This is a genomic window from Pseudomonas sp. GV071 (assembly GCF_003050835.1).
Lineage (GTDB): Bacteria > Pseudomonadota > Gammaproteobacteria > Pseudomonadales > Pseudomonadaceae > Aquipseudomonas.
Window position 1 is genome coordinate 871,465 of the sequence record NZ_QAOJ01000001.1, and the last position, 19,576, is coordinate 891,040.

Annotated in this window: 15 protein-coding genes and 1 pseudogene; 4 read left to right on the forward strand and 12 right to left on the reverse strand. The window is 57.5% G+C overall.

Annotation, left to right across the window (positions count from 1 at the left end; genetic code table 11):
- Window positions 1-18 precede the first annotated feature (18 nt).
- The 4 genes from C8K61_RS03880 to C8K61_RS03895 are packed head-to-tail and all read right to left on the reverse strand — an operon-like array spanning window position 19 to window position 5,595.
- The gene (locus C8K61_RS03880; protein ID WP_158272499.1) at window positions 19-1,278 is read right to left on the reverse strand and encodes an MFS transporter; all 1,260 of its coding nucleotides are present in this window, start codon (window positions 1,276-1,278) and stop codon (window positions 19-21) included.
- Between the two features lie 44 nt (window positions 1,279-1,322).
- On the reverse strand, window positions 1,323-2,213 hold the full coding sequence (locus C8K61_RS03885; protein ID WP_108094849.1) for an alpha/beta fold hydrolase: 891 nt from the start codon (window positions 2,211-2,213) through the stop codon (window positions 1,323-1,325).
- Between the two features lie 60 nt (window positions 2,214-2,273).
- The gene (locus C8K61_RS03890) at window positions 2,274-3,644 is read right to left on the reverse strand and encodes a DUF1329 domain-containing protein (RefSeq protein ID WP_108094850.1); all 1,371 of its coding nucleotides are present in this window, start codon (window positions 3,642-3,644) and stop codon (window positions 2,274-2,276) included.
- Window positions 3,645-3,693: 49 nt separating this feature from the next.
- Window positions 3,694-5,595, reverse strand: coding sequence for a DUF1302 domain-containing protein (locus C8K61_RS03895; protein ID WP_108094851.1), 1,902 nt, complete (start codon window positions 5,593-5,595; stop codon window positions 3,694-3,696).
- 240 nt (window positions 5,596-5,835) lie between these two features.
- Here C8K61_RS03895 and C8K61_RS03900 point away from each other — a divergent pair, with 240 nt between their 5' ends.
- Complete coding sequence (locus tag C8K61_RS03900; RefSeq protein ID WP_108094852.1) at window positions 5,836-6,456, forward strand: TetR/AcrR family transcriptional regulator; 621 nt, start codon at window positions 5,836-5,838, stop codon at window positions 6,454-6,456.
- A 19-nt stretch (window positions 6,457-6,475) separates the two neighbouring features.
- The gene (locus C8K61_RS03905; protein ID WP_108094853.1) at window positions 6,476-7,375 is read left to right on the forward strand and encodes an alpha/beta hydrolase; all 900 of its coding nucleotides are present in this window, start codon (window positions 6,476-6,478) and stop codon (window positions 7,373-7,375) included.
- Between the two features lie 228 nt (window positions 7,376-7,603).
- On the opposite strand, the gene C8K61_RS03910 is transcribed toward C8K61_RS03905, so the two are convergent.
- The 6 genes from C8K61_RS03910 to C8K61_RS03935 all read right to left on the reverse strand — a co-directional run bounded on the left by C8K61_RS03910 (window position 7,604) and on the right by C8K61_RS03935 (window position 15,271).
- Complete coding sequence (locus C8K61_RS03910) at window positions 7,604-8,725, reverse strand: glycerol dehydrogenase (protein ID WP_108094854.1); 1,122 nt, start codon at window positions 8,723-8,725, stop codon at window positions 7,604-7,606.
- Between the two features lie 73 nt (window positions 8,726-8,798).
- Window positions 8,799-9,581, reverse strand: coding sequence for a (S)-acetoin forming diacetyl reductase (locus C8K61_RS03915; RefSeq protein ID WP_108094855.1), 783 nt, complete (start codon window positions 9,579-9,581; stop codon window positions 8,799-8,801).
- 38 nt (window positions 9,582-9,619) lie between these two features.
- Entirely contained in the window at window positions 9,620-10,951 is a 1,332-nt protein-coding gene (locus tag C8K61_RS03920; protein ID WP_108094856.1) for a carbohydrate porin, read from the reverse strand.
- 134 nt (window positions 10,952-11,085) lie between these two features.
- Complete coding sequence (gabD, locus tag C8K61_RS03925; RefSeq protein ID WP_108094857.1) at window positions 11,086-12,534, reverse strand: NADP-dependent succinate-semialdehyde dehydrogenase; 1,449 nt, start codon at window positions 12,532-12,534, stop codon at window positions 11,086-11,088.
- Between the two features lie 108 nt (window positions 12,535-12,642).
- The gene (locus C8K61_RS03930; RefSeq protein ID WP_108094858.1) at window positions 12,643-14,313 is read right to left on the reverse strand and encodes an NAD(P)/FAD-dependent oxidoreductase; all 1,671 of its coding nucleotides are present in this window, start codon (window positions 14,311-14,313) and stop codon (window positions 12,643-12,645) included.
- Between the two features lie 157 nt (window positions 14,314-14,470).
- The gene (locus C8K61_RS03935) at window positions 14,471-15,271 is read right to left on the reverse strand and encodes an SDR family NAD(P)-dependent oxidoreductase (RefSeq protein WP_108094859.1); all 801 of its coding nucleotides are present in this window, start codon (window positions 15,269-15,271) and stop codon (window positions 14,471-14,473) included.
- Between the two features lie 309 nt (window positions 15,272-15,580).
- Here C8K61_RS03935 and C8K61_RS03940 point away from each other — a divergent pair, with 309 nt between their 5' ends.
- Together C8K61_RS03940 and C8K61_RS03945 are read left to right on the forward strand one after the other, a co-directional pair.
- Entirely contained in the window at window positions 15,581-17,446 is a 1,866-nt protein-coding gene (locus tag C8K61_RS03940) for a sigma-54-dependent Fis family transcriptional regulator (protein WP_108094860.1), read from the forward strand.
- 144 nt (window positions 17,447-17,590) lie between these two features.
- The gene (locus C8K61_RS03945; protein ID WP_108094861.1) at window positions 17,591-18,175 is read left to right on the forward strand and encodes a carboxymuconolactone decarboxylase family protein; all 585 of its coding nucleotides are present in this window, start codon (window positions 17,591-17,593) and stop codon (window positions 18,173-18,175) included.
- Between the two features lie 39 nt (window positions 18,176-18,214).
- Here C8K61_RS03945 and C8K61_RS03950 read toward each other — a convergent pair whose 3' ends face one another.
- Window positions 18,215-19,144 carry an electron transfer flavoprotein subunit alpha/FixB family protein gene (locus tag C8K61_RS03950; RefSeq protein ID WP_108094862.1) on the reverse strand — a complete coding sequence of 310 codons (930 nt, stop codon included), beginning with the start codon at window positions 19,142-19,144 and terminating at the stop codon, window positions 18,215-18,217.
- A pseudogene (locus C8K61_RS03955) lies at window positions 19,145-19,576 on the reverse strand (electron transfer flavoprotein subunit beta/FixA family protein); the annotation flags it as partial. It lies immediately after the preceding gene.

Sequence of the window (19,576 nt, forward strand, 5' to 3'; positions counted from 1 at the left end):
CTCGTGTTACGAAAGAAGTTAAGCCAGCTTGACCTTCAGCATGAAAAGCCCGGAGAGGAACGCAAATAGGCCCGCTGCCACGAACAGCGTCGAGTAGTTGGCATTCAGGACACCCAGCGCGACGGCCCCAAGCAACGGAACAATCATCTGAGGGAGGATGGCAGCGGCGCGGTAAATGCCGAGGTCTCTGGCGGAGTTATCGCGGCTGGTAAGTACGGCTGCCACCACGGCGTTTTCTACCGAGGAATAGAGGCCCCAAGCAAAGCCGCTCAGCACCACAAAGCCGAGGAACAGCGCAAAGCTAGGTGCCGCCCCCATCAACAGAAATACGATGCCGGCAAAAAAAGACGCGCCTGCCGAATACTGTCTTTTGTGCGTTTTGGCGTGCTCGGCGAAGGTCACCCAGATACCGGCCAGTACTGTGGCGATGGCAAAGATGAGCATGGTAATGGCCACGTGCTGAGGAACCTTTTCAGGGGAAACCCCCAGGTTCTTCGCGAGAAAAAACGTTTGGTAAGTGGTGAGAACAGACAATGCCGCGCCCATTAGAAAACGACCGGACATGAGCACCGTAAAGTTCAGGGTGGGCCACGCAAGAGCATTGCCTGGCTGCCGGGCGCTGGATTCTTGCGTCACCAAAGGCGCCGTGGCTGCCAACTGAATCTCATCAAAAATGACGCAGAAATAGAGCACCGCCACCGCCATGAGTATGGTTGGCAGAACAAAGACAGCGATGAAGTTATGGGAAATAAAATCGACCAGAAATGCGCCAATCACCATCCCGACGGGAATGCTGATGGCCAGCAGACCGGAGATTCGGGTTTGTTGTTCAGCGGGAATGCGGTCTAGCAAAACCGCACCAAGTCCGGCGACCACTGCGTTGAGCCCGACTTGAAACAGGCAGTAGCCAATCAGTAAAGCAACCACGCTTTGGGCTGTGCCACAGAAAAACGCTGCGCCGATTGAGATAAAAGCGCCGGCGATCATCCAGGGGCGACGGCGTCCCAATGACAGGCTGGTGGCATCACTTAGCTTGCCAATGATTGGACCTGCCAGCATCGCAACAAGCGCCCCGCAGGCCAGTACCAACCCGAGTACATCGGTAGCGCGCTGCATGCCAACGAGATCTTGGATCTTCAACGCCAAGCTGATGAAGGTCGGAGGCAGAGACGTTGCCCAAATAAAAACAAAGGCCACGAAGTAAGCCAGCATGAACACCTTGCCCACAGGTTCAGGGGTTAATTCAATACGCTCGGATAAAACATGATTTACAGGCATAGCAACCCCAGCGAAACAATTGCTTCGCATGCGAAAAACGTGGATTAAACCGATTGAAAAGCGCGGGTTTCAGCGTCGTCGATAAGTCGAGCCGATATCCGATTGAGTACCCATCCAATGAGCTTGTCAGTCACCAGATTCTCGGCATCGTCATTCAAAAGTTCGTGTCTAAAACCCTCGTACAACACCTGCTCCTTGTCCTCTACAGCTAGCTTTTTAAATAGTGCAGAGGAGGCATCGCAAGAGGTGTATTGGTCATCGGTGCCGTGCAAGAGCAGCACGGGTGCTTGCCAATTTTTGGCTCGGCGCCAACAGCTGTTTGAAACAGATAAGGCGGTCATACCGAGCAGTCCATTTGCGGCTTTAGCGTAACAATGAGGGTCTTTCAAAAACCGCTCGACTTGAGCCGGGTCTCTGCTAAGGCCTTCGGGTTTTCCCAAGTGCGTGACTGGGAATGGCTTCAGCAAGCGCGATAGCGCGATCAGAATCGGGTCACCAATCACAGTCGCCGGATTGACGATGGCGGGGCTGAGCAACACCACACCATCCACCCCTTCTGAATTCTGGGCAACGCTGCCTGCTGTTACCAAACCGCCTAAAGAATGCCCAATCAGGTACAGGGGCAAACGAGTTTTTGCGATTATCTGCCGCGCAATCTGATGCTCGCTGACCGCCTTGCGGATATCGGTGTCGCCCTTTTTGCCCGTCGAGCCACCGTGGCCATGCATGTCGAACGCATAAACCGATATATTCAGCTCAATTAGCCGCTGAATGAGCCGGCTGTGCTGGTGGTAGTAGCGGCACGCATACTCGCCATAACCGTGCTGTAGTAAGACCACAGCCACCGGCGACACCGCTTCCCAGCAATATCCCGCCAACCCCGTTGCTACGTACCAATGGGTCGCTTGAAACTCTTCGCGTACGACCGAAAACATCGCAGTCACTCACCTTAAAGTTGGGGTAGGCCACGTTCGCCACCTACCCCGTTGGTTTAGTTAGCGAACGCCTTTACGGCGCAGACTGGAGGCGTCGAAGTAACCATCCTCTGGCACAGGCTTGGAGATGTTGGCGGTCTCAACCTCTTCGCTGTCCAGGTTAGTCACGTAATAGCGCCGCGATTGGATGTCGTAGTAGGCCTCAATGCCCGACCACACTGCGGGCAGGTCGTAGAAGTTCTTGGTGTAAGCCACCGCTATGTTCCAAAGCTCGCCCTTGCCATCGTAGTTGTCGATTTCTACGGCCTGCCAACTATCCTCGTCGAGGTACAGGGTGCGCTTGCCATAGATGTGGCGATTGGTTGGCTTGAGTGTGGCTTCAACCACCCAGACGCGATGCAGCTCATAGCGCGTAAGGTCGGGGTTGATATGCCCCGGTTTCAGCAGGTCGTCATAACGCACGCCTTGGGCAGTCAGGGCATAGTTGTTATACGGAACGTAGATCTCTTTTTTTCCCAGGAGCTTCCAGTCGTAGCGATCTGGCGAGCCGTTGTACATGTCCACGCTGTCAACCGTCTCGATGCCGTCCGAGCCGCTTGTGGCTGTGTCGTAGCTCAATGTTGGCGCGCGGCGCACGCGACGCTGGCCTGGAGTGTAGCCCCACGCTTTTCGTGGCTCCGTCATCTGATTCAAGGTTTCGTGGACGATGGCGGCTTCGCCTGCAAAACGAGCAGGCGAAACCGTTTCGGTACTGAAGAAGAACATGATGTTGTTCAGGTCTTTATAGGCAGATTTCCGGTCGTAGAACTTGAACTTGACCTCCTGCTTAGTTTTGAGCAAAGCGTAACTGCCGTTTTTCTGCACCAGAGCGCCGGACGAGGTACGCACGATGTACTCCCCACGATAACGAGCAATATGGTTCCAAACCGCCTCCAAACCGTTTTGAGGAATAGGAAAAGGGATACCGGCGTAGGCGTCTTCAAAGCCGTTTCCAGACTCGACCAACTTGGCAGTGGCGGCGTTGGCGGCGGTGTTCCTGTATACCCAGTCCGGCGCCGACCCGGTTCGACGGGATGTGTAGACCGGGATCTTGAAGGTCGTTGGGTAACTGTTGATCATCGCGATCTGGCCAACGGTCAAGTTGGCTTTGTATTGCTGGACATTGGACTTGTCGATTACGAACAGCGGCTTGTCGTTCGGGAAGGGGTCGATATGGTGCTGACCAGAGCCTTTATAACCTTCCGGTGCGCTAGTTATGCCGCCTTCCCACGGAGGAATAGTGCCGGCGGCGTTGCCGGCTTTTTCACCACCGAGCGGGGTCAGCGTGGTCCCGAGCTTGGCGATCTCCGAACTTGGAACTGCTGCATGGGCACTCAAAGCGACAAAGCCGAACGCAGCGAGCGTGCAAAGTACTGCCTGTTTGGTAAGCATTGGATCTCTCCACAAATTTCGTCATGGGCTGCAAGCCGTTGCGGGCTTTTTAGAAGGAGTACTTCACGTTCACGCCGATGTTGTCGCGGTCGCGGCCACGGTTGCTGTCGCCAGCGCCGTAAAACGAGGTGTACTGAAGTTCGCCCTGAAGGCTGTTGAGGTAGCTGGCTTTAATGCCCAAGGTGTGCGCTTTGGCGCCCTCGTTAAAGCGCCCGGTCTGGTTGGAGGTGCCCTTGAAATCGTTCTTGAACACCACGAAGGGCGACAGGTTTACGCCAGCAAAGACGTTGTTCCAGGTACCACCCGCTGTGAGGGTGTAGCCGTAGGCATCACGGTCCATAAAGGTGTCGCGGCCGCTGCCGACGAAGTCGCGTGTGGTGCCATCCCAAGCGGTGTAGGTAAGGCTGGTACCGCGAACGTGCTCGGAAGCGACTTCGGCAACGCCGATCAATGAGTCGAAGGTGAGTGCCGGGCCGAAGTTGTAGATGGTGCCCAGCGACGTGTTAAACGCTTCAACGCGCTGGTAGTTGTGCAGCACGTTATCGCGGCACAGATTCTGACCGGCCACCAATGTGCAGGCCTGACTTGCGTTCACGGCACCGTTCGCTAACTGGCTTACGCCAGAAGCGCCCTGGGTGATGATGTCCGCTACAACCTGGTCAGAGCTGGCGATGGCAACCGGCAAGTTGGGCCGATAGGCCACTTCACCAAATACGGACGCGTCGCCCAGCATAGTGCTGAAGCTCAGGCCATACATACGGATGTCTTCAGGGTATTCACGCCGAGCAATCGCATTGCCGGCTGCGTCGATACTGGCTAGCGCCGGGCGAGCAGCGGCGGGAAACGCTCCCCAGAAGGGGTTGGTGTAGTCCACACCCTGGTAGGTACCGAAATCGACCGCAAGCTGCGGTTCGGTAGCGTGGTAGTTGACGAAGTAGAAACCGAACTCAGTGTCGTTCAAAGACTCGGCGACATAACGAAATGCCACACCAAACTGGCCGTCGTCTCGAGCATTGATATCGCTGCCGATGTTTGACACCTTGAGCGTGCCAGTGCTCGGATCAAGATAGGGGTTCGCCCCAAACGGGCCGTTACCCACCAAGCCAAGCGCCGCTGCCGTGCCATAGAATGGCATTACTGGCGCTAAGGAATCAGCGGTGCCGTAAGCAGTATTGCCTCCGTCGGCAAAGAGGTCGGTTTGCGAGAAGTAGGTGCCAACCGGGTCGACCGTTGTCTCACGCCAGTTCCACTGGTAGTAGGCTTCCATCGACAACTGATCGGTGAGGCCAAGGCTGAAGCTGAACGCCTCTAGGGGAATCAGGATTTCCTTGATCTCGGACCCGGGCAGTCGATACTTGGTGGCATCCACAGGGTTGGAGGTATTCACGCCGCCACGGTAGAACAACCCTTCACCCCAGTTGAAAACCTGGCGGCCCAGGCGAGCAGTTAGCGGCTTGTCAGCAACATCCCAACTACCGAATACATAGGCGTCCAGCAACGTGGCATCGCGGCCTGCGGAATGTCGGGTGTCGTAGCTGAAGCTGCTGTTGTCGGGATAGTTCTGGCTGGGCTGGTTTGGATCGTTATTGCTGTTGTAGTCCGTGCGGTGATCCATGATTTGCGAGTCATAGAAGGCCGAACCGCGGACGAATACTCCGTAGTTCTGGTAATTGGCCTGTAGCTCACTAGTAACTTTGTACACCTCGGATACGAGGCCGGTATCGAAGGAGCGGTTGCCGTCGTTTTCGTTGATATCGTTGTTGTCTTTGTCTTGAGCCTGTACGCGCCATAGCTGTCCGTAGGACAAGGTGGTATCCAGCGATCCAGTAACTTCGCCCGCGTTAAACGTGAATGCGTGGGCATTGATCGACGCCGCGATTGCGGAGATCCCTACAATCGTTTGCAGCCCGATTAAGCCCGGTGCGCCAGCTTTCTTGTATTTGTTATCCATCTCTCGTCCTTTGCCATCTTATTTTTGTGTGGTCCGAACTAGTCCGCCTTACCGTTCTGCGTAGCTATCTCCTGTGAATCTCTGTGCTCGGCGTTTGGCCAGGCCAAGCACGCTTGCCATTAGCTATCCGCATGGATAGTATCCATTTGGTGAGTTTTCACACGAATTTCTGCTGTTGTCAATACTCGACACCAGGCGTACAACGCCCAACTACCGATGGCGACTCATTGATCAGCGAATATGGCGACCACAAAAATCACCAAGCAGGAACGCAGCGAGCAGACTAAAACGCAGCTGATGGAAATCGCGCTAAAGCAGTTTGCTATCCATGGATTCGCAGGCGTCGCGTTGCGCGATATTGCCGAGGAGGCGCAGTTAAACCACGCGATGATCAGGTATTACTTTGGCGACAAAGAGAACCTGTGGAGAGAGAGCGCGGTGTTTCTGATGGAACGATTGGCACGGGAAGTACCCCGCCCCTCCATCGAAAGTCTTTCTGAAGATTTATCAGAAATTAAGGCGTACATCCGCAACTATGTACGCTACTGCGCCCGCCACCCCGAGCACGCGCGTTTTTTTATTCAGGAATCTATCAGCAGTTCAGAACGCTTGAAGTGGATAGCCGAGACCTATCTACGCCCTGCGCACTTACAGACGCTGGAAATCGTGAAGGTGATCAACGCCAAGCTTGGTCGGCCCCATGTAAACCCCATTACGCTCCTTTACATGATCACTTCCATGTCGCAGGTTCCTTACATGCTGGCGGCAGAAATCAAGTCGACCCACAACTTAGATCCCATGCTGCCTGCAGCAATCGAGTCTCATGCCGATACCGTGATTCAGCTGCTGTTCAAGGATTAATAATAAAAAGGATTGCTCAATGAGCCTACGCGGTTTTCTTGTCCGAACGCTTCTGCATGTGCTCTTCCGCCATAGGAACGCTGTTCCTCTCGAAGAACGCCGCTCAGGAATGGAGCGCAGTACCAAACTATTCAAGCCCGCGAGGGGTGTCACATTCGAGCCGGTGGCTATCGGTACATTGAGCGCCGAGTGGGTCATCCCGGCCAATGCCATACCTAACTGCGCGATACTTTTCCTGCACGGCGGCGCTTACACCGCTGGCTCGATGGAGACCCACCGCTCTCTGGTTTCCTTTATTGCCAAACACAGTGGCGTGCGTGCGTTGCATTTGAACTACCGGCTCGCCCCTGAACACCCCTATCCAGCAGCTGTCGACGACGCCGTTACAGCATTTGGATGGTTGCAAACCACCTTGAATATCAGCGCCGATAACGTGGCATTCGCTGGTGATTCGGCAGGTGGCGGGCTGGCCCTGGCAGCAGCGCTGCGCTTACGCAATGAACTACGCGCATTACCAGCGTGCATTGCCTTGCTGTCACCTTGGACCGACCTAACGCTTGAGGGAGAAACCATCGAGTCCCTGCGACAGGTTGATCCCTTCTTCAAAGACACCGGCTACCTACGTGATTCCGCGACCAGCTATGCCAGGGGATCTAGCGTCGATAACCCAGAGATTTCTCCCTTGCTGGCAGACCTGCGCGGCCTGCCGGACATGCTGATTCACGTCGGCTCCCATGAAGCCCTGTTAAGCGACTCAGAGAGCTTTGCCACTCGTGCAATGCTAGCCGGCACGCTGGTCGAACTGAAGGTTTGGCCAGGTGCGTGGCATGTATGGCAGCTGTTCTACAATTTCGTCCCTGAGGCGAAAGCCTCGATCACCGACATCGCGACGTTTATCCGAAAAAAACTAGTACGCTGAACGCGAGAAGAACTTGCCGGGCCGCTCTTATCACCGGGGCTTGCATTACCATTACCCTATGCGAGCGCTTTCCGGTACTTCGTAAATGCGGGCTCCAACAAATTTAAGCCGAAAAAAACCGGCCACCTTGATCTCCAAAATGACCGGCAAAAAACACTACACCTAGTGTTCAGGCTGAAGAAGACTGGCTGTGTACCCCGTGCAGTTGCAGCTCAAACAGCTGAGCACCTATAGGCCTTTCTTCTGTTTAAACGAATGCATCATGGCGTCGGTGGCCACAATCGCGTCGTAAACCAACTCAGGCGTTACGGTAAACGGCATGTTGTGCATGGTGTCGTTTACATCGCAGGCGGCTTGGGCAACTTGTCGCCATTCACTTTCTTTGAAGTGCTTGAGCCCCAGGTCGCTCAAGGTCAGGGGCAAGCCGACGGCAATGGCGATATCGACCACCTCCTCTATCTCGTCCATCGGCGCGGCCTCCATCACCAACTGGGTGAACAAGCCAAACACTACTTTTTCGCCGTGCTGGGCGCCATGCAGGTCATGCACAAAGGTCATGCCGTTGTGAATCGCGTGCGCCGCTGCACAGCCACCGGACTCCGCGCCAACGGCAGACATGTAGATGGTGGCTTCAATGGTGTTCTCCAGCGCCGCCGTAATGGACTTACTGCGCACCGCAAACGCGGCCTGCGCCGAGTACTTTTTGATGGTTTCGTAGCAGGTTTTGGCAATGGCGAAACCAATCAAGGTTGGCTTAAGCATCTTGCCGTCGTTGCCCAGAATCAGGTTGTCACGCTGGGCGGCGTAACAGGCGCGGGCTTCGAAATAGGTGGCCAAACCATCACCCACACCTGCTGCGAAAAACCGTGGCGGCTGCTCGGCCATGATCCGTGTATCGGCCAACACCACATCCGGGTTCTTGGCCAAAAACAGGTAGCGGTTGAATGTATCGTCGTCGTTGTAAATCACTGAAATTGCCGTGCACGGTGCATCGGTAGACGCCAACGTCGGCAAAATCAGTACCGGTTTACCCAGAAAGTGCGCGGCGGCCTTAGCGGTGTCCAGGGTTTTGCCGCCACCAATACCAACGACATAGTCAAAACTGCGGGCAGCTTCAACGTGCTTGTTGATTTCGCTGTCTGAACATTGCCCGCCAAATACGGCCACCTCAGCGGCCTGCTCGTTGTTGAAACCCGGCATGGCTTTTTCATGCACCCGGCCAACAATGAACTGATCACAAATCAAATAGGCTTTCGCGCCGTACGCTTTGCCATGCACAGACAGGTCAACCAGGGCATCGGCCTGAACCAGGAACTTGGCTGGCGATGCAATACCTTTTGTAATGGACATGTCACACCCTCATTTTGGTCCAGGCATCCGTCACTGCGATGGGTTCAGCGATGCCTGGAGCGCTTTACTGGAGTTAGTTGAACACCATGCCGCCATCAATAATGACGGCCTGCCCAGTCATATAGTCCGAGTCCGGCCCAGACAGGAACGACACGCAGGCCGCCACATCTTTGGGCTGGGATAGGCGTTTCAAGGTGATGTGTTGAGCAAACTGCTCCATGCCCCACTCCACGCTTTGGTTGGCGTTGTCGGCCACGTCCTGAGCGACCTTGCGCATCATTGGCGTATCCACAATGCCCGGGCAGTAGGCGTTCACGGTGATGCCCAACGGCGCCAGCTCGCGAGCCGCCGTTTGGGTGATACCGCGCACGGCGAACTTGGTGCCGCCGTAAACGGCTAGATCCGGGTTGCCGACATGCCCGGCTTGTGACGAGGCGCTGATGATTTTGCCGCCGTGGCCCAGAGCCCTGAATGCTTTCACCGCAGCCTGAATGCCCCACAGAACGCCGCCGACGTTGATGTCGAAGCATTTGCGGTAGATATCCGGCGTGATGGTTTCAATCGGTGCAATGGGCGCGATGCCGGCGTTGTTGATGACGACATGCAGGTCGCCCAGGCCGTCGACGGTTTCCTGCACAGCGCGGAACACGTCATCGCGGTCAGCCACATCCACTTTGACGGCCAGCGCACGCCCGCCTTCTTTTTTGATTTTTTCGGCCACCAGATTGGCGGTTTCGATGTTCATGTCCGCGCAGCCAACCGCAAAGCCGTCCGCTGCCAAGCGCAGTGCAATGGCTTCGCCGATGCCTTGGCCGGCGCCGGTGACGAACGCTACTTTTCCTTGGGATTTGCTCATGTTCGTTATCCTTTTTTGTGTTTGTTGGGACTGAAGGTTTAGAAACTGGCCTGGAGTTTCACGCCAGCTACCACGGCGTTATCCACTTCGTAAACGCCGCCCGGGCTCCGGACGTATTGCACGTTGGGGCGCACGGTCAGCCAATCGGTAACGTGCACGCCGTAGTTGAGCTCGATGTTGTATTCGCTGTGCTGCACGGGGACGTACGACGGGTTGTCGAAGTCGGTGATGGCGTTGGCTGTGTTGATTTGGCGCTGACGTTTGGTGACGTCGTCATTGACGTGGATACGCGCAATACCCAAGCCAAAATCATCTTTGGGGCGGGCGTCGAACAGGCCCACGTACACCATGCCAAGGTTCTGAAAGCTGTCGATGCTGCTGGTTTCTTTGTCGTGGAACGTGGCGCTGGCAAACACGCTAAGGCCGCGCGCTGCATCGCCGTTACGGGCGGTCAGTTGTTGGCGGCCCATCACCCACCAGCCACTTTTGCTGCTTTGGGTTTTGGCGGCCTGGCCGGTGATGCCCTGGGGGTTGCCGTTAACGTCGTCGTACACGTCGTTGGCGCTGGCACTGCTGTGGTAGTAGCCGACGCGGTATTCGCCCGGCAACGCTTGCGCGCCCACGGTGGGTTTGTAGATCACCTCAACCGGTACCAGAGCGCCCTTGGTGCCGCTGCCGCTCAATTTGAAGCCGTTGTCTGGTTCAAGGTTCGAGGGGTTCTGCTCAAACACGCCGATTTGCACGGCCCACTGCTCGTTCAAGTTGTACTTGGCGCGCAGCGCCCATTGGCTGACAGGACCGCTGTACCAGACGTCGCCGGCGACGTTACCGATAGGTGCGGCGCAGAACGACAGGCTCTGGAAGTCGCAGGGGAAGCTGTTGAAGTCTTCGTTGACGCCCATGCGCCCAATCTTCAGATCCAGGGCTTTATCGAGGAACTGCTGGCGGTACCACATTTGCGTCAGACGCCAGCTTTTGCCGCGCCCCCACACTTCCTGCACCGAGCTCAATTGGCCGGTGCGCGGATCGCTGATGCGGTCGTTGGACAGGTTGTCGCCGTTACGATCGGTGAGCAGCACCTGGAATTCGGCAGCGTTCCAGCCGAGTAGTTTTTGCAGGTCCAGGTGCGTGCCCAATGCCCACTGCGAGACGTAGCGCGCCGTGCGGTCATCGTTGTAGCCACCGTGGAGATTGGTTGCGCCTTCACCGACATAGCCGATGGTGAAGTCCACACCTTGTTCGAGGAGTTCGCTACGGGTACCGCCCCAATCGCCCAAGCCCCAGGTAGCGGCTTTGTCGGCGGCGGTGACCGGTAGAGAAACGCAGGCGAACAGGCTGAGCCCGATGGGCAGTTGCCAGAGGTCTTTCATGTCGAGTATTCCTTGTTTTTATGTTTTTACGACACAGCGATTTCCACACCGCAGGGCACGCCCTGCGGTTGGAGAAGGAACAGCGGTAGAGCGCTGTCAGGGGTAGCGATGCCCTGACAGTGAGGCTGGCTCCATCAAACCCCGGCCAGGCACAGATACTTGATCTCGAGGTAATCCTCGATGCCGTACTTGGAACCTTCTCGGCCCACGCCAGAGGCCTTGATGCCGCCAAATGGCGCGGCTTCGGAACTAATGATTCCGGTGTTAACACCGACGATGCCGTACTCCAGCGCCTCGCCAACACGGAACACACGGCCCAGGTCTCTGGCATAGAAATACGCAGCCAGGCCGAACTCGGTGTCGTTGGCTTTGCGGATAACTTCGTCGTCGCTGAAGAAGCGGAACACCGGGGCCAGCGGGCCGAAGGTTTCCTCTTTGGATACGCGGGCGTTGTCCGGTACGTTGACCAGAATGGTCGGTTGGAAGAAATTGCCGCCCAGTTGATGAGCAGACCCGCCTTGCAAAACCTTGGCGCCTTTTTCCAGAGCATCGTCGATATGCTGGCGAACCTTGGCCACCGCCTTTTCATCGATCAGCGGGCCAAGGGTGGTGCCGGCCTCGAAGCCGTCACCTGTTTTCAGTGCGCCCACCGCAGCGGCGAGCTTGTCGACGAAGGCGTCGTACACTTTGTCGTGCACGTACAGGCGGTTGGCGCACACGCAGGTCTGCCCGGCGTTACGGAATTTAGAAGCCAGGGCACCGTCTACGGCGGCATCCAGATCGGCATCTTCAAACACAATAAACGGCGCGTTGCCACCCAGTTCCAGCGAGACTTTTTTGATGTCGTGGGCGCATTTTTCCATGATGGTGCGACCGATCTCGGTGGAGCCGGTAAACGAAATCTTGCGCACCACCGGGTTGCTGGTCAGCTCTTCGGCAATCTCTACCGCCGAACCCGGCACTACCGACAACACCCCTTTTGGAATGCCGGCCTGCTCGGCCAACACCATCAGCGCCAGAGCGGAAAACGGCGTTTGCGAAGCCGGTTTGATCACCATGGTGCAGCCGGCGGCGAGTGCAGGGCCTGCCTTGCGGGTAATCATGGCGCTAGGGAAGTTCCACGGTGTGATGGCCGCGCACACGCCCACCGGCTGCTTGAGAACCAGCAGACGTTTGTCTGGCGAGCCTGGAATCACGTCGCCGTAGACGCGCTTACCCTCTTCCGCGTACCACTCGATATAGGACGCCGCGAACACAATTTCGCCGCGGGCTTCGGCCAGTGGTTTGCCTTGTTCAAGGGTCATGATCTGCGCCAGGTCGTCCTGATGTTCGATCATCAGGTCAAACCAGCGGCGCAGTTTGCTCGCGCGTTCTTTGGCCGACAGGGCTTTCCAGGCAGGTAAAGCGCGCTCGGCCGCCTCGATGGCACGACGGGTTTCAGCGCCGCCCATACGCGGAACATGGCCGATCACCGCATTGCTAGACGGGTTGGTTACCGTGATCGTGGCGCCGCTGTCGGCAGCCAGCCACTGACCATCGATGTAGGCCTGTTCACGGAATAATTCGGGCTTGTTCAAGTTCACTGCAGGTTCTCCATGGGTTGCCCAGGGCCTTGCGGCCGCTGGGCGAACACAGCTGTCCCGAGTTACGCCAGGACAGGTGCGGTTTATCTCACTCAGTCTCAGGGCTACTTAGTGCAGCGCTTTCTTTGCGTACTTACCCGACAGCGCCAGGCCTTTGAACTTGAAGCCGCGGTAATCCTCGTTCTTCACCTCAGTGAGGATGTCGGTGAACGGCCCCAGGCCGCCCATGTAGAAATAAACCGAGTTGGTTTTGCCGGGAATATTGGCGCCGAAGATCCACGAATCGGTTTTGGCAAACAGGGTTTGGTCGGCGATATCGCGGCAGGTAACGCCCCAGTCGTGCTCGCTTTGCGCATCGGCTTCCATGCACGCCAATTCGTTCTCTTCCATAAAACCGATCATTTCGGACACCCATTCCACCTCGGTTTCAATGGTCGGTGGCAAGTTGGTGAACGGGCCGTTGGGGCCAAGGATCATGAACATATTGGGGAAGTTCGAGGTGGCCACCGACAGGTAACTGGAAGGACCGTCGCTCCAGTGGTCAGCGATGCTCACGTCGTTGCGACCGCGGATATCAATGCGTTTGTAATTGCCGTCTACCGCATCGAAGCCGGTGGCAAATACCAGCACGTCCAACTCGTGCTCCACGCCGTCGGCGGTGCGAATACCCTTCTCGGTGATTTCTTCGATGGGGTTGGCTTTCACATCAACCAGGGCCACGTTCGGACGGTTGAAGGTGGCGTAGTAGCCGCTGTCGCACAGCGGGCGCTTGGCATACAAGTCCTTCGGCATCAGCTTGCGTGCGGTTTCCGGGTCTTTAACGATTTCGGCAATCTTGCCGCGCACAAAGTTCTGCGCTTCGAGGTTGGCTTGCTCGTCGGTGGCGATGTCGTTGAAGGTCTGGAACATAAAGCGGAAGCCGCCGCCGGTGTCCCAGGCGTGTTGGAAAATCTGCTTACGCTCTTGCGGCGACACGCTCATGGTCGGGATGTTGCTTTCTTCAAAGCCGAACGCCAGGCGTGAAGAGCGCACTTCCTTCCAGATTTCGTCGTAGTTTTTCTTGATGTGCGCGACGTACTCACGACCCACCGGGCCGTTGCCAACCGGTACGGTGTACTGCGCTGAACGCTGGAACACAGTGAGATGGCCAACGATTGGCGCGATGGCGGTGATCACCTGGCAACCGGTGGAACCGGTGCCGATCACGCCTACACGCTTGCCTTCCAACGACGCATCGGCCGGCCAGTGGGCGGTGTGGTATTGCTTGCCCTTGAACTGGTTGAGCCCCTTGATGTTCGGCACATTGGTGGCCGACAGCAGGCCCAGTGCAGTTACCAGGTACTTGGCGCTGTAGTGATGGCCATCGTCGGTGGTCACGGCCCAACGGCTGGTTTCTTCGTCGAATACGGCCGAGGTAATCGCCGTTTCCAGCTGAATGTCTTTACGCAGGTCGTGGCGGTCCACGGCGTGGTTCAGGTAGGAGAGAATTTGCGGCTGGTCGACGTAACGAGTGGTGATGTCCCACTCCTGGCACAGCTCACGGTCCCACGAGAAGCAATACACAAAGGTTTCGCTGTCGGACAGAGCGCCTGGGTAGCGGTTCCAGAACCAGGTGCCGCCGACGCCGCCGGCTTTGTCGAAAGCACGCACGTTCAGGCCCAGTTCATCGCGCAGTTTCTTCAGCATGTAGATGCCGCCGAAACCGGCGCCGATGATGATGGCGTCGTAGTTGATGACGTCGGTGCCTACCGAACGTTTAGCCAGAACTGTAGTTGTCATTGTGTTCTCCTAATTGATCCTTGCGCCTGCCGTGCCTTAGCGAACCCTCACTAAGCCGAACCGCAGGCAAGCCGATGCCGCCTCCCCGATCGGCTGATCAGGGAAATTCGAACTCGATAGTTGAATTGAGCGAGGCAGTGGCGCCCCGCTCGCTCAGTTACAGCGAGAAGCCGCCGTCCACTGCGATGGCCTGGCCGGTGACGTGCGGTGCGCAGGCGAGGTACACCGCCAGTTGCCCCATGTCCTCGACGGTTTGCGCTTCGCCCTGTGGCAACAGCGCTGACTGATGGCGCTCCCACGATTGCTCTTCGGTCTCGCCCGGCTCTGCCCAGCGGCCGGACAAGCCGGTTTCACCGCGCCACATGCCAGTGCCCACCACACCCGGGCACAGTGCATTGACGGTGATGCCTTCACGGGCGACTTCTTTGGCGAACGCGTTGGAGAAACCGATAACAGCGAATTTGGAGGCGCTGTAGTGGGACAGGTCCGGGAAACCGACCTTGCCGGCGATGGAGGCCAAATTGATGATGCGGCCGAACTTGTTCTCACGCATCAGCCGCAGCTCGGCCTGGCAGCAGAGGAACACGCCACGTGCATTGATATTCATGATGCGGTCCCACTCGCTGACGGCAAGCTCTTCGACCTTACCCAAACTCACTACGCCAGCGTTGTTTACGGCGACATCCAGCCGACCGAAGTGCTCACGCACTTGCTCGATCATTTCTTTCACGCTTTCCGGTTGACCGACATCCACCTGCAACGCCACGGCGCGACGACCCAGCGCACGAACGGCAGCGGCGGCTTCTTCAGCAATGTTGATGTCGTAGTCGGCGAGCACCAGGTCGGCGCCAGCGTTGGCCAGGCTGAGTGCAATGCCTTGGCCAATGCCACGACCGGCACCTGTCACCAAGGCAACTTTGCCGACCAGGGAGAAATTGACAGCGTTAGATTCGCTCATGACATGCCTCTAGTTATTGTTGTTGAGTGCGGCCGCTCATGTCGGCTCGCTGAGACAGGCTTGAGCAAGGCAGATGCCAACATCGATAAATACGCGCGAAAGCGCCGTGCTAGAGAGGTTTGTTGCCAGAGGACGGTAAGGGACGGCAGGCAGCGGATAAGACGTTATGTCTCGGCCCAATCGAGACGGTGAGAGACGCTGAGACGTTATGTCTCGCGCACATGGCGTAAAACGAATCCGCTTGTCGCACGGAGTTAACGGGCATTAAATGTGTCCTACAAAAAATAAGAACGACCACGCGGAGGTTATATGTCCTCTGGTTACTCAAAAGCTCACAACGAACACGTGAGCCGAGTGCTACGCACTGCCCAAAGCGCCCCGACCCTGCCGCTACCCAGCAGCATTGTTGACTCGTGGCGCCGCTCCGTACTGCATCAAGTTGACCCCGGTTCATTGCAGGGCCCGCGCGTGCTTGAAGCCCACCAGCTCAACGAGCACCGCCAACGCATCGACGACTTCCTGCGCCTGGCCGGCGATGAGATTGGCCGCCTACACCACCGGGTGCGCGACGCCGACTACTGCGTGATGCTCACCGACACCCTCGGCTGCACCGTCGACTACTGCATCGACTCCACCATCAAAGGCGAATACCGCCGCGCCGGTATCGACCTTGGCACCTGCTGGACCGAAGACGAAGAAGGCACCACCGCCGTGTGCGCAGTACTGGTCGACAAGCAACCGATCACCGTGCACAAACACGACCACTTTCGCGCCGCCTTCATCGGCAACACCTGCTCCGCCGCCCCGGTGTTTTCCCCCAGCGGCGAGTTGTTCGCCGTGCTCGACGTGTCCGCCATCCGCTCCCCCGACGACCGCCGCAGCCAACACCTGATTCGGCAAATGGTGATCCAGAGCGCCGCCGAAATCGAAAACGCCTACTTCATGTACAGCACCCAGGACCTCTGGGTATTGCGCGCCCACGCCCTGCCCGGCTACGTCGACAGCCAGCCCCAGTTCCTGTTCGCCTGGAACAGCGACGGCGTTATCCAAGCCCTAAACCCCGCCGCCCGCCGCTTACTGATTCAACGCCATGGCCGCATACCGCTTACCGCCCAGGAAGCCTTCGCCTCGGCGCGTCTGCCAAACGCCAGCGACGACAGCGTGCACTACCTGCCAACCCTCGACTTACACGTACGTCTCAAAGCCCCACGGCGCTCAACGTTCGTTCCGGCCACCAGCAAAGTCGTCGAAGCCCTCGACCCCAAAGTCGCCCAAGCGCTTGAGTTGGCCGTACGCGTAAAAGACCGCGGCCTTCCCGTGCTTATCCACGGCGAAACCGGCGCCGGAAAAGAACACTTCGCCCTGCAACTGCACAAAGCGAGCAAACGCAAAGACAAACCCTTCGTCGCCGTTAACTGCGCCGCCATTCCAGAGAACCTGATCGAAAGCGAACTGTTCGGCTACACCGCCGGCGCCTTCACCGGCGCCAACAGCAAAGGCATGCGCGGCCTGCTGCAACAAGCCGACGGCGGCACCCTGTTCCTCGACGAAATTGGCGACATGCCGTTGATGTTGCAAACCCGCCTGCTGCGCGCATTAAGCGAAGGCGAGGTGTCGCCTCTGGGCGCCTCCCGCCCGCAATCCATCGATATCCAAGTGGTCTGCGCCAGCCACCGCGACCTGGCAGCCCTGGTCGAACAAGGCACCTTTCGCGAAGACCTCTACTTCCGCCTCAGCGGTGCCCGATTCGAAATCCCACCGCTGCGTGAACGCACCGACAAACTGGCGCTGATTAACAAGCTGCTCGACGAAGAATGCGAGCGCTCCGGCGAACGTTTCGGCCTAAGCGATGCGGCATTGGAAATGCTGTTGAACCACAGCTGGCCGGGCAATATGCGCCAGCTGCACCATGCACTGCGGTATGCGTGTGCGGTGTGTGCTGGGCAGGTTATTGGGGTAGGCGATTTGCCTATCACGCTGGGCGTGAACGCGCCGGCAATTGCCGTGGAAACCACCGCGGGAAGTCCTGAGCGGCAGGCGTTGATCGATGCGTTGGTGCGCAATCGGTGGAAGCCGGTGTTGGCGGCACAGGAGCTGGGAATTTCTCGGGCTACGTTGTATCGACGGGTGAGTCAGCATGGCATTCATATGCCGGGTAAGGGGTCTTACAACTAGTTGATTACCACCAGCTCGTGCAAAGGTCTATTACGCGCCGGCGCCCGCATTACGCTGAACCTTTGGGTTGGCAGCAAGTTCCATTGGTAGGCCTGCGCGGCAACCCTCCGCGCTCCCGTCGACGTGACCCTCCAGGAGTGCCTGATGGCCGATCCTACCCGTTCCAACGACCCAATCAGTTCAACCGTTGAAATCGACTACCCCGACTTCACACAGCTGCCGGAAGACGTGCGCGACACGTTCGAGAAGCTCCCCACCAAAGTTAATTTCTTTCGCATGCTGGGCTACAGCCCTGGCGCGTTTGTTTCCATGATTGATTTGACCAACGCCATATTCAGAGACCTGACGATCTCCGATTACCACAAGGAGCTGATGGTGCTACTGGTGGCTGCTCACGAGCAGGTGGCCTACGAATGGGAACAGCACGTATCCATCGCACAGGTGGCCGGCGTGCGCCCCGAGCAATTTATGGCCATTGCTGAAAACCGGCTGGACGATATGCAGGTGTTTAAGGAAGACGAGCGCGTGTTGCTGCGCTTTGGCCAGGCCATTCTCGAGCAGGGCAAGGCGCCGGGCGTACTGTTCAAACACGCGCAAAAGCACTTCTCGCTTCAGGAATTGAGCGACGCCATTATTGTGCTCGGCTACTACCGGATGTTGTCGGGGTATATCCAGACCTTCAATATCGCCATTGACGCGCAAACCGACGGCAACTGGATTAAGGGCTAAGAACCACTTTGGCGCCGGGCAATAGCTCGGCGCCGCAGCTCAAATGGTTTGCTCTAACGCTGGAATCGCCTCAAACAAATCCGCAACCAGACCGTAATCGGCAACCTGGAAGATCGGCGCTTCTTCGTCTTTGTTGATGGCGACGATGACTTTGGAGTCCTTCATGCCCGCCAAGTGCTGGATGGCACCGGAGATACCGACCGCGATGTACAGCTGCGGTGCGACGATCTTGCCGGTCTGGCCAACCTGCATGTCGTTCGGTACGAAACCGGCATCGACAGCGGCGCGCGATGCACCCACAGCAGCGCCGAGTTTGTCGGCCAGTGCGTACAGGTGTTTGAAGTTGTCACCGTTCTGCATACCACGACCGCCGGAAACGACGATTTTGGCAGCGGTGAGCTCAGGGCGGTCGGACTTGGCCAGCTCTTCGCCCACGAAGGACGACTTGCCTGCATCGGCCGGGCCGCTCACGGCTTCAACAGCAGCAGAACCGCCTTCAGCAGCAACCGGGTCGAAACCGGTGGAACGCACGGTGATCACTTTCACGGCAGCCGAAGACTGCACGGTAGCGATGGCGTTACCGGCATAGATCGGACGCTTGAAGGTGTCGGCGCTTTCTACTGAGATAATCTCGGAGATCTGATCAACGTCCAGGGCAGCGGCAACGCGCGGCAGGATGTTTTTGCCGTTCGAGGTAGCGCTGGCCAGGATGTGGCTGTAGCTCTTGCCAAGGTCGGCGATCAGCGGCGCAACGTTTTCCGGCAGTTGGTTGGTGTAGGCAGCGTTGTCGGCTACCAGCACTTTCGAAACACCAGCGATTTTTGCAGCAGCTTCAGCAGCAGTGCCGACGCCAGCGCCGGCAACCAGCACGTGAATGTCACCACCGATTTTTGCGGCAGCAGCCACAGTGTTCAGGGTGGCAGCAGCCAGGGCAGAATTGGTGTGTTCAGCGATAACCAGGATAGTCATTTAGATTACCTTCGCCTCGTTCTTCAGTTTCTCGACCAGTTCAGCAACCGACTTGACCTTGATACCAGCGCTGCGAGCAGCCGGCGCTTCTACTTTCAAGGTTTTGACGGTGGACGAGGTGGAGACGCCCAAAGCATCCGGAGTAACAACTTCCAGCGGCTTCTTCTTGGCTTTCATGATGTTCGGCAGAGACGCGTAGCGCGGTTCGTTCAGGCGCAGGTCGGTGGTGACGATGGCCGGCAGGTTCAGCGCAACGGTCTGCAGACCGCCGTCGATTTCGCGGGTTACGTTGACCTTGGCGCCAGCGACTTCAACCTTGGAGGCGAAGGTGCCTTGGGCGTAACCGCTGAGGGCGGCGAGCATCTGGCCAGTCTGGTTGTTGTCGCTGTCGATGGCTTGTTTGCCGAGGATGACCAGCGAAGGCTGCTCTTT